Below are 16387 nucleotides of genomic sequence, written 5' to 3'. Positions count from 1 at the left end.
GCAGGGCTTGGAATAAGAGAATGGCAGTGTCATGAGTGTGGTAGCTCATGGGATCGGGATATAAATTCCGCACTGAACATACTTCTTACGAAACAGTGTTTCTCAGGACATAAGCGTCTAGCAGTAGGAATCACCCTCATTTAAGGGGGTGAGGATGTCAACAACAGACTTCATCTGTCATTAATATGCTTCTATGCATTAATCTGGTGTAATGATTTGATAAGCTTTAAAAATTTTTTGATAAATATCTCGCACAACAGCTTGCTTGTTTTGATTGTAGGTCTGAATGGTATCAACCCCATGCAAAGCACGTTGTTTAATATCTGCATAACGTTGACGATCATCTTCATGATCCAGTAACCAATCACGAAATAATACATGACGGATATGTTCAGGACAGTTCAAAGCAAAAACATGTAAATTGACCCGAGGGTGATCCAAACGCAGCATGCGGTGCTGATACCAACTCGGTTCTCGAATGGTCAAGTGATAACCCAGTGTCTCAAGTATTGGAACATAACTGGCTTCATCTTGAGGATCTGCAACAATCAAATCAATATCAATCACAGGTTTAGCAGCAAGATCTAGCACTGCAGTAGAACCGACATGTACGATATCCAGTACTTTATCGGCCAAGACTGCCACAATTTGTGTTTTTATTTGTTCAAATTGCTGAGGCCAATCCGACTGATATGCACTTAAAGTAATTGATTCAACTTGAGGATGTCCTGCAACCCAAGGATTCTCATTAGGATCCCCTTCAGAAAATTCAGCAAGTTGTTGCAGGGAAAGCGTCGGATATAATTCACTAAATTTCATATAATCTGTATCTTTTTAAAGGACATGAGCCAATAGCCTTTATATTAGCTTTTTAAAGATCACAAAACACTGAAGTTGCATGTGCATTAAAATGATATTTATCAATAAAACAGTGACCTACCACATAACAACAATATACTGATGAATTTTATGATCAAGAGCACTAGATCGGTGCTCTTGATCAGTAGCATAAAGTCAGGCTAAACCGATTTTGCTAAAAGATTACGGAGTACATAATGCAAAATTCCACCTGCCTTAAAGTACTCCACTTCATGCGCTGTATCTATTCGACATAACACATTAAAGTATTCTTTGCTGCCATCAGTTCGTATTAACTCGACATCCAATTGCTGCTGAGCCTGCAAACCTGCACTAATCCCAAGAATAGTTAACTGCTCATGACCAGTAAGTTGCCAACTTTTTCGACTCTGTTGAGGAAGAAATTGTAAGGGCAAGACCCCCATACCAATAAGATTAGAACGATGAATTCGCTCAAAGCTTTCTGCTATTACTGCCTTAACACCAAGTAAATTGGTGCCTTTAGCAGCCCAATCACGTGAAGAGCCTGTACCGTATTCTTTACCCGCCACAATAACCAAAGGTGTAGCATCTGCCTGATAACGCATTGCAGCATCATAAATAGACATTTGTTTAGCTTCAGGAATATAAAGAGTATACCCACCTTCAACACCATCAAGCATTTCATTCTTAATGCGTACATTGGCAAAAGTACCACGCATCATGACTTCATGGTTTCCACGACGAGAGCCATAGGAGTTAAAATTTTCTGCACGGACACCATGCTCAAGCAGATATTCGCCAGCAGGACTTTGTGCTTTTATATTACCCGCAGGTGAAATATGGTCAGTGGTTACTGAATCACCAAGTACAGCCAAAATACGCGCCTGCCGAATATCTTCTAAAGCCTCAGCAGGTTTATCAATATTCTCGAAAAATGGCGGATGACGTATATATGTTGAATCACTCTGCCACACATATGTTTTGCTTGCTGGAATTTGAATGGCTTGCCATTGCTCATCACCTTTAAAAACCTCAGCATATTGGTGTTTAAACATTTGTGTATTCACAAATGCTACAGCTTGATCAATTTCCTGCTGACTTGGCCAAATGTCCTTAAGATAAATTTTCTGACCATTTGCATCCACACCCAAAACCGCCTGTGTTAAGTCTGTACGGATATTTCCAGCCAAAGCAAAAGCAACAACTAAAGGTGGAGAAGCCAGCCAATTACTTTTGACTAAAGGATGTACACGCCCCTCAAAATTACGATTCCCTGACAACACCGATGAAACATTCAAATCATGGCACGAAATTGCATCTTCAATCGATTTCAGTAAAGGCCCTGAGTTACCAATACATGTTGTACAACCATAGCCGACAAGATTAAAACCCAACTGCTCTAAATATGGCATCAATCCTGATGCTTGCAAATAATCCGTGACCACTTTAGAACCTGGTGCTAATGAGCTTTTTACCCAAGCCTTCCGTTGTAAACCTTTCTCTACTGCTTTTTTTGCTAACAAACCAGCTGCCAACATTACACTCGGATTAGAAGTGTTGGTACATGAGGTAATTGCTGCTATGACGACATCTCCACTTTGTAATGGATAACGTTTTCCGTCTAACTCACAATATGCAGCAGAAGTAGAATTTGTATGATGAGCATCAACTGCTGTTGTCCCCCCCTCATTCAGTAAACGTTCTTGTTCATCTTTATTTGGCTTTAACTCCAAATCAGATAAAGCTTGGAAAGTTTTTGCTACATCAGTCAAGACCACTCTATCTTGAGGACGTTTTGGTCCCGCAACACTTGCAACCACTTTACTCATATCAAGACTTAAATGATCGCTAAAGATAGGTTCATCCCCTACCTCACGCCAAAGTCCTTGTAACTTACAATATGCCTCTGTAAGAGCCACCGTTTCACTACTTCGGCCAGTTAAACGCATATAATCAAGAGTGACTTGGTCAACTGGGAAAAAACCACAGGTTGCTCCATACTCAGGTGCCATGTTTGCTATCGTTGCACGGTCAGCTAAAGGCAAATCAGCCAAACCATCACCATAGAACTCAACAAACTTCCCGACAACACCTTTTTGACGCAACATTTGTGTAATCGTTAAAACTAAATCTGTTGCTGTCATTCCCTCAGCAAGTTTTCCAGTTAACTTAAACCCAACCACTTCAGGAATAAGCATAGAAATAGGCTGTCCCAACATTGCGGCTTCAGCCTCAATCCCCCCCACACCCCACCCCAAAACACCAAGACCATTAATCATAGTGGTATGAGAATCGGTTCCAAGTAACGTATCAGGAAATGCGAAAGTCTGCCCTTGATCTTGCTGTGTTGTCACCACAGTAGCTAAGTATTCTAAGTTTACTTGATGACAAATCCCGGTTCCTGGAGGTACAACTCTAAATTGTTCAAATGCAGTTTGCCCCCAACGTAAAAATTGATAACGTTCAGCATTGCGTTGCATTTCCAAATGCACATTATCTGCAAATGCATGTGCACTGGCATAAGCATCTACCATTACCGAGTGATCAATCACAAGATCAACGGGTGACAATGGATTAATCTGCTCAGGATCCCCTCCTGCCTGAGCCACTGCTTCACGCATGGCAGCTAAATCAACTACAGCAGGCACACCCGTAAAATCTTGCATGAGAACGCGTGCAGGACGATATTCAATTTCATGAGATATATTCTGTTGTTGTTGCCAAGCAAAGATTGCCTCGATATGTTTTAGGCTATCTTCAGGTTGATCTGCAAAGCGCAATAAATTCTCTAATAATACTTTTAGGGATTTAGGTAATCGATGGAGTGAACCTAACTTTTGCTCTGCTTTCACTAAACTAAAAATCTGATACTCATACTCCCCCACTTGAAGCGGTGTAAGAGTATCCAATATATTGAGTTGGCTGTATTTAGACATCGCCTTTGCTCCTTGGTGGCCTCTATGCTGCAAGACTGACTGGCACTGTACTTTGTTCTTTATTTAGTAACTTTACATTGTTGTTAAATTCGTAATGACAACTTGGTTGCTTAAAAAGCATACAAAAAATAGCATAACAAATAAAATGACTAAAAGATCAAATCTTAACAAAGAACAACGCTGTCTAAGTGCAATGCGGCTAAGGAGTTTTTCCATAAAATTGCAGCTAATTGTGCCTCTGGCATATTGAGTAAGGTCGCCAATGCTGCTTGTATATACACCAAATTTTCTGGTGTATTTCGCGTACGTGTTTGATTGCTTTGTTGACAACAAAGAGGTGTCATATCTGGACAATCCGTCTCAATGACTAAGTGCTCTGCCCCTATAGCATGAATCACTTGATGAAGTTTCTTTGCATTAGGATTAGTGACTTGCCCAGTAATACCAATTTTAAAACCAATTTTTATCAGTGCCTTAGCTTCTTCCACCCCACCACTAAAAGCGTGTGCAATTCCGCCAAAAAGAAACTTATGCCGTTTTAATTGAGCAATAACATCGGCATGTGACTTGCGAATATGTAATAAAACAGGCTTGTGATATTGCTGTGCCAACTCAAGCTGTGCCGCAAAAAATGTCTGTTGTCGTTCAAATAATACGGACTGTTTATGATGTTTTAAGAAGGTATCTAAACCAATTTCTCCAATAGCAACACAATCATGCTGCTGCAAAATATTTTCTAATTGTTCTAAATGCTGAAATTGGTGCTGTTCAATATAGAAAGGATGTAAACCTGGCGCCAAATAACTTCGTGGTGCTTGCGGCCATTGATTGATCATCACATGCGTATCAATAAGATTCGAAAAGCCTTCTGCGAGAATACCAATCAGCACCAATGCCTCAACACCAGCAACTTTCGCAGCATGTGCAAGTTGCTGGCGATCATGATCAAAATCATGAATATCAAAATGCGTATGAGTATCAAACACAAGTTTAACGCTAAATCGTATTAAGACGAAGAGACTGTACTGGCATGCACGCCACTTGCAGCAGACTCAGCAACAGCTACTTTAGGCAAATACTCTGACTTTACAATTCCATGTAACTCAGCATAAGGAATTTCAAAGCGTGGTAACCCAATTGCATAAGGTCCAATCTCATATTCACCATACTGCAAAATTAACCCTTGTTTACCCAAATAAAAATTGTCTGTTAAACTAAATTTCCAAACTTGTTCATACTCCACCACGTTAGTTGCCAATTTGGAATCTAACACCCATTTCTTAAACTGTTGATAAACCAGTTTTTCCAATGCACCACGTTGATTATTTTCCAACAAGTCGGCAAGTTTGACAGCTTTTTGTCTATCCAAGTCGAAATTAAAATAATATTGAGAAGAGCTGCCATGAGCACCTCCCATATAGCTACTACTATTTAGTACGACTGTGGCCAGTGGTGCCTCAGTATTCAATATTCTTGGGCTAATATTCAAACTAATTTTATGCGAAACACCTTTATCTTTTAACTCTTGATCAACCGCCAAGAACGCATTTCGATAAGGCAATACTTTATCCGTCAGTTGTTGTAATGCTGTTGGTGTTGCAGCCACCATACTCGCATTTTCTTGATCTGTCGTTTTTCTTGCAACATGATTGTTTTTGGGTTGTTCCACAATAGAGAGCATTTGACTCATCTCAGTCACAATTGCTTGATCAATCAGTTGATCCAAAACCGGTTGATTGCTTTTTAAACGCTCAACAGATAACTCAGGACACGTTTTCCCTTTACACGCAGGTAAGTCTAATAAAAGTTTTTCAGTCTCACCTTGCAGACTAGGACGAGGTGCTTCAACTGCTTGAGATGTAACCACTGCTGTTTCATCAACACTTTGCTCTGTTTTTTTAGGCTGACACGCAGTTAAAGTGACGCTTGCACATAAAATGGTAAGCACTAATGTTGTTTTAGTATTTGTCATGAGTCTAACCTTTAAATTCTTTATCACTTAAAGTGTGATTACAGACTAACGGGCAATGTCTGCACACTCAACTTAGTTTTGTCACAATAATTAAAACATTGCTTGAAAGATATCATCTTTTAAGATGTCTTGCGTTTGTTTACGTGTCAAATAAATATCTAATGGATTGGCATCTATTGCGATCTGATTCATCCGATAATGTAAACCAATTCCCTCATGGTCAAAGAACCAATCAGCATTTTTCCAATCTAAATGCTTTTCACTACTAGCTCGGGCCACCTTGTTCTGCTTCTTCAACCAAGCGTTATATTCTTTTTGCACCCATTGATCGAGTTGCTTAATCTGTTGCTGTTTTACAATTTCAATCAAGTTAATACTACGTTTAAGTTTACGATCCGCCACATTAAAATACTGGCGTTGTGTCACATGAGTATCACCTTGTTGACTATCAACAGCCAATTGTAAGAGCACATATTGATTGCGTTGTGCTGCAATTTTACTTTGAATGGATAATTTAAATGGCTGATTTTGATCAAACTCTTTTTGCCACTCCTGTGACTTTTCCGCATAGCTAATTAGAGACTGAGATAAATTCACTGGATTATTCTGCCCGACCTGTAAAGCAATCACATTTGCAAGCCGCTGTGCGATCCAATCATTTAACCAAACATCTTGGGTATGTAAAGTCTGTATAGAAAAATCAACACAAGCTTTCTTTTCACATGCAGGCAAACCCTCAAGTAATGGTTGCTGCTGCACATCAAGATAAGGTAAGACTTGTTCTGGCTGTTGTTGTGTTGAACTTTCTGAACGGCTGAGCTGCTCAGGTTTATTGTTGGAATCACAGCCCACCAACAACCCTATTAAGCTAGTTACGGCCAATAATACGCTCAGCTGTTTAAGTTTCATCTTGTTTTTATCCAACCGTCAAATGAAAGAATATTAAAACAAAAACAGCTCCCTAAAGAAGCTGTTTTATAGATAAGTTTATGCAATTCAAGCTAAATCGTGATCAATGTTCACGTGTCGAACGGAACTCGATATCAGGATAACGTTCCTGCATAAGCTGTAAATTTACACGGCTTGGTGCCAAATATGTTAAGTGACCACCACCATCTACAGATAACTGATCGTGGGCTTTTTTCTTGAACTCATTAAATTTCTTCTCATCACTGCATGATACCCAACGTACAGTGTTGATATTTACTGGTTCATAAATACAATCCACTTTGTATTCTTCTTTGAGTCGGTAAGCAACAACATCAAACTGAAGTACCCCAACCGCACCAACAATCAAATCATTACTGATTTGTGGCATAAAGACTTGTGTTGCACCCTCTTCTGAGAGTTCTTTAAGCCCCTTCTGTAATTGTTTTGACTTCAGAGGATCTTTCAAACGTACTCGACGGAACATTTCTGGAGCAAAATGAGGAATACCCGTGAAGTGTAAATTTTCACCTGAACTAAAAGTATCACCAATTTGAATTGTACCGTGGTTATGTAAACCAATAATGTCGCCTGGCCAAGCTTCTTCAAGCTGTTCACGCTCACCAGCCAAGAAAGTCAAAGCATCACTAATACGTACATCTTTACCAATACGTACATGGTTCATTTTTAGACCTTTTTCATACTTACCTGAGCAAATACGCATAAATGCGATACGGTCACGGTGTTTTGGGTCCATATTGGCTTGAATTTTAAAGACAAAACCAGAGAAGCCACTTTCAGTCGCTTCAACGACACGCTCTTTTGTTGGATGTGCTTTTGGAGAAGGAGCCCATGCCAAGAAAGTATCTAAAACATGGTCAACAGCAAAGTTACCCAAAGCGGTACCAAATAAAACTGGTGTTTGTTTACCTTGTAAAAACAATTCACGATCTAAAGGCTCATTCGCCATTTGCACCAATTCTAAAGATTCTTCAAAAGCAGCAAAGGCTAACTCACCTACCTTGTCACGCAAATCGGCATGGTCATAACCTTCACGAACTTCAATTTCAGTAATAGTCGAACCGAAGCCAGCTTTATATACATAAAATTTATTATCGAGCAGACTATATACACCAGCAAAGTCACGCCCCATACCCAATGGCCAAGTCAAAGGTACACATTGGATTTTTAAGACATTTTCAATCTCGTCTAACAGCTCCAACGGCTCACGAATTTCACGGTCCATTTTATTGACAAAGGAAATAATAGGTGTGTCACGCATACGACACACTTCCATTAACTTAATCGTACGATCCTCGACACCTTTTGCACCATCAATAACCATTAAAGCAGAGTCTACTGCTGTTAATGTACGATACGTATCTTCAGAGAAATCTTCATGCCCCGGTGTATCAAGTAGATTGATCATGTGAGCTTTATAAGGAAACTGCATCACAGAAGTGGTAATCGAAATCCCACGTTCTTTTTCCATTTCCATCCAATCTGAAGTTGCACCACGATCAGACTTACGGCTTTTCACCATGCCGGCAACCTGAATGGCTTTCCCCCACAACAAAAGTTTTTCAGTCATGGTGGTTTTACCCGCATCCGGGTGAGAAATAATGGCAAAAGTTCTGCGCGAAGCAACTTCTTTAGCTAACTGATCTTTAAACATAAGTTAAATCTGCTTGATACTCACACCGCAAGCCAAGCATATTGAGTTCAATAGCTTTAACCAGACCAAATGTGATGGGAAAATTCTAAAATTGCGCACATTGTATATCAATACGTGCTGAGCTTCTATCTTCAATCGATCAGGCCATTTTGTTAGAATCATCACAGCCCTTGCAACTCTAGCAGTTCGATTTCATAACAATGTTCAAACATATTCTAATTATCTCAATCATCGCCTTATTGCTTTCGCTCTGCCCTATATATTTGGCAAAAATCTCTCCTGTTTATTCCAATTATTGTCTAGTTGAATATTGGTATAGTGAATCTCCCATTTGCAAATTAGACCTTGCAGCGACTCTCACTGCCACACTCATTTACTTTGTAATTTTCTTTGTTATTCTTTTCATCAGCATCAATCTTATTCGATTCATTGTATTCAAAATATTAAAAAATAATGGGTGCTAAATGACATCATTGCACCCATCGTACTAAAACCGATATTCCAGCTTCAAACTGACATTATGTTTATCATAAGAATATAACCATTCGACGTTACTGTTATTCTTATTGTATTGATACATCAAACTTGGTGTCATGCCATAAAACTCCCACCTTGGGATACTCAGCATTAATATATAATTCTGTTCAAAATCATTACGTTTAGCTTCTAATACTTGATTAAATTGATCGTACTGACGCCAACGAAATGAGCTAAAAAGCGTAGTATTAAAACCTTGGGAAAATTGTTTACTCAAACCCATCCGTAAGCCTTGTTGTTGATAGGCTGTGAAATAAACTTCTTCACTGTTGTGGTCAACAAAATCTACCCCACCAAATATAGTCCATTGCTTAGCCAGTACTTTCCAAAAGGTCGCATAAGCAGAACTCTCAATACCGCTCTGATTTGAATATAAAACATGATCTATATCTTTAATCTCTCCTTCTAGCTTAAAAGCTCGATCGGGGCCAAGAAAGTGCATCCACTCTACTCTCCCACCCCAAGCATTTGACAAACTCTTATTTTGATATCTGCGGTGTTCAAATGTTGGGGCAATGAGCAGTTGATTATATTGGTCTTGATAGCTATATCCTGCATTCATATTTAATGTCATTTCATTAAAATCTTTATAGCCTTCATAAGCACGACCATAAGCAATAACCTTCAGGGCAATACCATGATAATCACGTAAAGACCAACGTTTATTTAAAGCTGCCTCATAATCTAGGGCCTGAGCATTAATTGCATCTGCTGTACCCTTTGTTCTTTGCTCAATCGGAATACGATTACCCTCTTGATCGAAACCATAAACCGTCCAAGTTACACTTTGATCCGATGCGCTATTAATATTCGTTGCATAACGGGCTCCAAGACTAATACTCCCTTGCCAAGCATCCCTCTTATTTAAGCCCTCTAAATAAACATCTATAGTTTTTATAATGTTTTGGGTTAGAACATCATCTGTATGCTGTAGTTGTTGCTTAACCTCAGAAAATAATTGTTTAGCCTGTTGGTTTTTTTGTCGCTCAGTATACAACCTTGCAAGCTCTAGCTTAATCATACTGTTATTTGGTTGTAGGGTTAGGGCCTGTTGAAAAGACTGTTCAGCCTGATCTAATTGACCTGCCACACGAGCCAATGCAGCCTGAGCAAATTTCTGTAAGGACACATCGTAAGCTTCAAGTTTTTCATAACGTTCTAAATAAATCTTGGCTACCGACCACTGCTTTTGCATCACGGCAATATATAAAGCACGACCAAGATCATCTAGATTGTTTTCAACTTTTATAATTTCACCATCAATGATCATGGTCGGTATTTGATCTTGTTTTTGTTGTTCAATTAAGCTTTGTTGTTGTTCTATATTTTGCTGTAATAGCCCCTGATCTAATCTCAATCTTGTATCGCTATCATCTGCTGCGTAAAGCGGCAAAGATAAAGATACAAGCATCAAAAGATAGAGCGCATTTATTTTTTTCACAACTTGATTATCCATTTAGTCATTCAAATTTAGTGAGAGAAAGATTTGTTTAAACAAATCTTTCATCTGATCTCATTATTATTTTGAACCACCAAAAGCAATATCCTTGGTTTTATCGGCAAACTGTGCAATACCTGCTAAATCTTGCTGATTATTAAAGAACTGCCCTGAAACAGTTCCTCCTGTTGCATTTAAACTACTACCAGACCAAGAAGCGTTATGACCACTTATTGTTGCATTAGAAGCATTAATACTGGCATTACCAAGGTTAAAAGTATTGCTGCCATTACTTAATGTACCAGTCAATGTTTTTGCACCAAAATCAGCAGTATAAGTTCCTGCATAATGGTTGCCATTATTTAGACCTGTAACAGTATAGTTTGCTGTACCTGTTGAGCTAATGCTTTTATCAGCATTATCGCCGGTATAAAATACTGTGTGTGTTGCTGTGTCTGCTTGTTTAGTATATTTTCCAGCACTATCTTTAACTTCTTTTGCCCACTCACCAAAATAAATATTCTTTGAACCAATTTGCTTAAAATCCCAAACACCTAAACCTTGGTGAGATGGAACAGGAATATCTGAACCTGAGAAATGATAAACCCCATTCGCATCAGCACCCAACATTTTAAAGTGAGAAAAATCGACAGTTGCACCACCTAATACCCCATTTACACCTGCTTGGACAGCTGTTGATGAAAGAATTAGATTGCTTGTATCGCTTTGACTTTTTCCAATTGCAGCATGTGCAGATCCAATAACGCCCAAAGAAGTAATGACAGCAAGTGATATTTGTTTAAGTTGCATATTAAGTATCCTTCATTTTAATTGATTAAAATTGAACGTGTTGCAGTAACATCTCTAATATCTTATTTATTTCCCACATTGACTTTGTGTAGTAAGAAATAAATAAACTAGAGCGTTAAAGAAAATACATGATAATGATTATCATTTGTATTTTGTAATTTAAATTTAGTGTATTTAATATTTTTGTGCAAGCCTTATATTGATATTTTAATCATTATTATTTTTCTCTTTTTTTAGACAAAATAAATCCAATCAACTTATTATAAATAAGCTGATTGAATTATTTAAAATTAAAACTATTTTATTTTAAAATTTATAATTAACTCCAACTCTTATTGTACGACCTGGGGCTGGAGTTGCAGAACGACTAATGGGGTCTAAATAATATTGATTCATTATATTTGTACCAACCAAATCAAAACCAAGCCGATCATTATGCTTATAGTTTGCATAAGCATCGACAGTCCAAGTATCACGCCACTGTAATGGCTGATTAAACCATGAAACATCTTTTACATTTAAATATGGGTTTTCAAATTTTTCAAAATAAGAAATGCGCGTCCCTAACTCTAATTTATTATCAAGTAAACGTGTACCCAAAGTTAAATTTGCTTGATATTCGGGTAAAGCCATATTTACTAAATATCCTGCAGCAAAACCATAGTCTACACACCTATCACTTGTATTCACTCCTGAAGCAGTATAGCCATCTAACAATAAACCAGAGCTTTCGTCACATACTGTATTTTGTTTATTCCAAACCAAAGATAAATCACCAAAGAACTTGCCATTATCGTATCGACTAGCAAGCTCCCATCCTGCAATTTTTTGTTTATCTATATTATTAAATACTAATCGACTATTTCTCTCGATTACATCTTTAGTTTTATTATTAAAGTAAGCGATTTTAAAGTCTGCAAACCCATCATTTATTTTTAATAATTCCGCCATATTATAAACATAGGCAACTTCCCAGTTTCGTGCATGTTCTGGCTTTAAATTGTATCCAGATTGAGAAGCAGAAAAGCCTAATGTTGTTTCAAATAAACTTGGTAATCGATATGCTTCATTGTAGTTAATATAAAGCCTATTATTTTTATTAAGCTGTATAGATGCAGATAATGATGGTGCCCAGTTTTTATGATCTTTTTTCTTTACAACTTCTTCTTGAGTATTCTCTTTAATAGATTTTAGCCACACATCTGTAATATTTGATTTAATATTGGAAATATCAACACTACCATTTAGTAAGGGATTAGTTGATGCACTATATTTACCCGTAGTTTGATCTGCATTCCATTGATAGTTTTGAGTTTTAGCAACAGTAGTGCCTATTTTATTTCGATAAAGCTCATTCCACGTTGGATCAATCTGGGTATTATATTTTTCCTCATAAGCAGCAACATCAGCTTTATAATCATCTTCGGTATAAGTTGAATTATAATGCAGCTCTATTTCCTTGCCGACTTCCTTTTCAAACTTGTTTATTCCACCACTCGATTGATTTAAATAATCATCGAATGACCAATAAGATACAGACTTTGCTCCAGCACTTAAATTTAACCAAGAAGTTGGTTGCCAATCAAAATTAAAATAGTACTGGTTTTCTGTACGGCGCCCGGCTCGGGGTAGCATTCTAAAGTTAACACCAGAAGAGGTTTGATCATTCACATATTCATCATCTGTAGTTAATTTTTCTTTGCTCAAATCTGCGCCCAAAGTCAGATTTAAATTCTCCCTGATTTGTAATTGATTACTTAAACTGACACCTCTACGTGTATTTTTGGAACGCGTATAAGCGGTATCTTGAATGATAAATGACTTATTGGGGGTTCTCCCTTCACCATATATATTCGTATACATTGTACATAGCCGTTGATAGTTCGCGAGTTGGCTCGGCGTTAATGCGGCTTGATTTGGATTACAAAACGAATAGACGTTATCAAAACCACCAATTACAGTATTTACAAATCCACCAGAACTATATGTCTTAGAGTCTGTATCGGTTTGCCATAAATTTAATTTTAAGTTTAGCCAACGCTGGTTTTCAGGATTAATTTTATATTCTAAATTGTATGCTTTACTTTTTACCTCACTCAATGGCCATTGAGGTAAACCATCTAATGTATACCACCAAATACGAGAAGGCATAATCTCGCCATACTGATTGCTTGAGTCTCTATAGGTCAATTGTAGGGCTTGATCATCTGTTGGTCGCCAAGTTCCTTTTAATAAATAAGACTCCATTTTGCTTGAGCTATTTGTTACCTCACCATTTGGTAGATAATATTTTGCCATATTAGGCACCATAACATTTTCATCTGCATTTAGACTCGGATCGACAAAATGATCACTGCCTTTTTTACCAGCAAAATAATTACCCCTATTTCTATAGGCATAGGCAGCCAAAAGATCAAAACGATCTTGTTTTGTTGCAACTGCTATACGCAGTGCTTGATCTTGTAAATGATATAAGTCCTGATCAGAACGATTTTTTGGTTGAACTGTAGTTAAAGGATCTTCATACACATTTGTCCAGCCAGTTTTTCCCAATTGATCCATCACATCGCGATAATCTTGACCTGCATACGAGGCGGGTAAACGTTGCTTTGTAGTATTATTTGCACCTTCTATTCTTATTTCTGCACCGTATTGTTCTCCAGCCCGAATAATATCATCGACCTGTAAAGTTTTTGCAGCAACACCACCGGCTATTCCAGTTTTGACCTCACTGTTTAACCCAGCACCTTTAACAACTTGCAAAGAACTAATTAAATTAGGGTCAATGTAGCTGCGGCTATTCGCCCCATTATAACCACGCCAAACCGTCAGGGATTGCTCTGTGCCATCAATAGTTACTGGAACACGCCCTTGTCCTTGCATTCCTCGAATGTTGGGATCAAGCGCACCACTATTTCTTGCATCTCCACTATATACATTAGACATTCCTTTTAATAAATCTGAAGGTGTAGTCCCTTTAAAACGCTCAATTGCATCTTTACCCGCATAATGGCTTGAAAAGTTTTTTTCATAAACATCATCATACCCCTTACTATCACGGTCCTTTTCCGCATAAAGCGTAATTGTTTGCATCTGCAACATTGATGCATCTGTTTGATTCAGCGGCTCAACTTCGGTTTGAGCTATTTGCGCCGATACAGCAGGAGTGGAAACACTCTCTGCCTCCACGATGACATAAACACTGCCCTGCTTTTTAACAATTAGCCCTGAGTTTTCTAATAAAGATGCCAATGCCTGATCTACAGACATATTCCCCTTAAGCTTTGGTGCGGTTCTAATTTGAATTTTCTGTGTTGCCACAATAATTTCAATACCACTTTTTTGCGCAAGCTGTTGAATAGACTGTTGTAATGATTGGCTCGGCAGGTCTAGAAAAACATTTTGTGCTTGCACTGAGGTTGAATAAATCATGGCAGCCATAACTAAACTCAGTGTATTTCGTCTAGATTTAAACCCTTTAGCTCGGCCAATTTTCCGTTTCAACGCCCCCATGACTCCACCCAAGTAAAAATGATTCTTATTTACTATGACGATTGGCACTGACCATATGTAAACCTATTTTTATTATTTATTTAATTTTCCATTTTTTATCTGATAATTTCTCAACATTGAGCTCCACTACAATTGGGAGCACCTGCATAAATTTCTGATAATTCTGTGCCTTAAACTGACCTGTAATGCGTATGGTCTGTAAAGCTGGATTTTGTATTTCGACATCAAAATCGGTATATCTTTGAAAACTTTTAATTGCATCCAATAAAGGCACTTGATTAAATACAATATCCCCAGACTGCCATGCCTTCACTGTATAGAGATCAACTTGATGTACCCTGCTTAACTGTTGCTTTTGATTACTTAATGACTGCCCCTGTATGAGATGAATCATATTCTGATTAGAGCCTTTCGTGGTCACTGCAACCTCACCTTGTTCTACAGCAACAGTAGCATCTGTTTGGTTATGTTTTAGAACATTAAATACTGTTCCAATATCAATAACCTGCATATCACCTGCAACCACTTTAAATTGCCGTTCAAAGCGCTTTAAAATCGGAGATGATGAATGTGCAACATGAAAACTTGCTTCACCCTGTTGCAATACCAGTACCCGACTTCGCAATCCTTCAATCACTTCTATTTGCGTGTCTGTATTTAAATGTATGGTTGTACCATCTGATAAATAAAATAATTCCTGCTGGCCTTTTAGCGTTTTCACTTGATAGTGTTCATACGCTGGGTTGTACCAATACACACCGCATAGCACCGCCAATAATGAAAGAAATGTTCCGCCTAAAGCCTTTTTCTTCAATTGTCTTTGTTTGGCTCTTGCCAGAATAGCCTCTTTCGAAGGCAAATAGGGTAAGACATCATCTTCAAAATCAGCTAGTCTACGTTGTACTTCTTGCAGGTTTGGTGGCTCAGAAATGGTATGACTTATTTTAAGTTTCATCTTAATTTTGCTCATGAAAAACCACAGTAAAGTGCTGTAATGCGCGAGTAAAATGCTTAATTACCATTGTTCTCGAAATACCCAATTGTTTGGCCACTTCAACTTGTGTCATGCCATGAAATTGCACCAATAAAAAAACATCCTGACATACTGGTGCCAAACGTGAAATTGTCTGTAAGATTCGCTCTGTATATTGTGCTCTTGCTACATTCAATTCCTGCTCTGAGAGCAGATAATCATGAGCAAAGTGCTCGATTTCATCTCTATCTTGAGCATCGATATGTTCAAAGAATTGCTTATAGTTTTTATCTTTTTTTAAAAAATCAAAAGCAATATGAATACTCACCTTCTTTAAAAAAGCGATAGGTTGTACTAAATTATTAAATTGTTCTGGACGTTGAAACACACGCAAATAAGTCTCTTGTACAACATCCTTAGCGATTTGCCTATTTCCTATTCTCACACTGATATAATCTACTAACTCATCATAGTATTGAACAAGATCTCCGCTGCCAGACAATGCAGAATTAGCCATATCGCCACCAATAATAAAAATGATTATCATTATCATAAAATGATTGATCTTTGACAATCTAATTTTTTATCCGATGGAGCGTAAAACCTCATCGTTCAGGGTGAGGATATAAGCGACTGGCGTAAGCCATATGACACATTTCATCGCTTAACCTTATGCTACAAGGCTTTTAGTATATTAAATTGCTATAATTTGGCTATGAAAACCCTTAAATTACGCATAAAAGACAAACATTGTAAGATGCTAGAT

Annotated in this window: 12 protein-coding genes; 1 reads left to right on the top strand and 11 read right to left on the bottom strand. The window is 37.8% G+C overall.

Annotation, left to right across the window (positions count from 1 at the left end; genetic code table 11):
- The coding region (locus tag RFH42_RS16220; RefSeq protein ID WP_308976939.1) for a zinc ribbon domain-containing protein at positions 1-144 on the top strand (144 nt) is incomplete at its 5' end.
- Between the two features lie 54 nt (positions 145-198).
- On the opposite strand, the gene RFH42_RS16215 is transcribed toward RFH42_RS16220, so the two are convergent.
- The 11 genes from RFH42_RS16215 to RFH42_RS16165 all read right to left on the bottom strand — a co-directional run bounded on the left by RFH42_RS16215 (position 199) and on the right by RFH42_RS16165 (position 16138).
- On the bottom strand, positions 199-819 hold the full coding sequence (locus RFH42_RS16215) for a GrpB family protein (protein ID WP_308976936.1): 621 nt from the start codon (positions 817-819) through the stop codon (positions 199-201).
- A 200-nt stretch (positions 820-1019) separates the two neighbouring features.
- On the bottom strand, positions 1020-3776 hold the full coding sequence (acnA, locus tag RFH42_RS16210; protein ID WP_308976935.1) for an aconitate hydratase AcnA: 2757 nt from the start codon (positions 3774-3776) through the stop codon (positions 1020-1022).
- A gap of 164 nt (positions 3777-3940) precedes the next feature.
- Positions 3941-4762, bottom strand: a complete 822-nt coding sequence (locus RFH42_RS16205; protein WP_308976931.1) for a TatD family hydrolase — start codon at positions 4760-4762, stop codon at positions 3941-3943.
- A 20-nt stretch (positions 4763-4782) separates the two neighbouring features.
- Positions 4783-5748: an RsiV family protein gene (locus RFH42_RS16200; protein ID WP_308976930.1), complete on the bottom strand. Its 966-nt coding sequence runs from the start codon at positions 5746-5748 to the stop codon at positions 4783-4785.
- A gap of 90 nt (positions 5749-5838) precedes the next feature.
- Positions 5839-6657 (bottom strand): hypothetical protein, encoded by an 819-nt coding sequence (locus RFH42_RS16195; protein WP_308976929.1) that lies wholly within the window; start codon positions 6655-6657, stop codon positions 5839-5841.
- Positions 6658-6760: 103 nt separating this feature from the next.
- A complete protein-coding gene (locus tag RFH42_RS16190; protein ID WP_308976928.1) occupies positions 6761-8350 on the bottom strand; it encodes a peptide chain release factor 3 in 1590 nt (529 codons plus the stop codon).
- Positions 8351-8837: 487 nt separating this feature from the next.
- Positions 8838-10319, bottom strand: coding sequence for a surface lipoprotein assembly modifier (locus tag RFH42_RS16185; protein ID WP_445596581.1), 1482 nt, complete (start codon positions 10317-10319; stop codon positions 8838-8840).
- Between the two features lie 87 nt (positions 10320-10406).
- Complete coding sequence (locus RFH42_RS16180; protein ID WP_308976927.1) at positions 10407-11135, bottom strand: Slam-dependent surface lipoprotein; 729 nt, start codon at positions 11133-11135, stop codon at positions 10407-10409.
- A gap of 306 nt (positions 11136-11441) precedes the next feature.
- Complete coding sequence (locus RFH42_RS16175) at positions 11442-14648, bottom strand: TonB-dependent receptor (RefSeq protein ID WP_308976925.1); 3207 nt, start codon at positions 14646-14648, stop codon at positions 11442-11444.
- Between the two features lie 76 nt (positions 14649-14724).
- On the bottom strand, positions 14725-15603 hold the full coding sequence (locus RFH42_RS16170; protein WP_308976924.1) for a FecR family protein: 879 nt from the start codon (positions 15601-15603) through the stop codon (positions 14725-14727).
- A 1-nt stretch (position 15604) separates the two neighbouring features.
- On the bottom strand, positions 15605-16138 hold the full coding sequence (locus RFH42_RS16165) for an RNA polymerase sigma factor (RefSeq protein ID WP_308976923.1): 534 nt from the start codon (positions 16136-16138) through the stop codon (positions 15605-15607).
- Positions 16139-16387: the final 249 nt, after the last annotated feature.

The organism is Acinetobacter rudis (genome assembly GCF_031157835.1).
Lineage (GTDB): Bacteria > Pseudomonadota > Gammaproteobacteria > Pseudomonadales > Moraxellaceae > Acinetobacter > Acinetobacter rudis_A.
The sequence above is the reverse complement of the archived record's forward strand: the minus strand, read 5'-3'. Positions and strand labels throughout refer to the sequence as shown.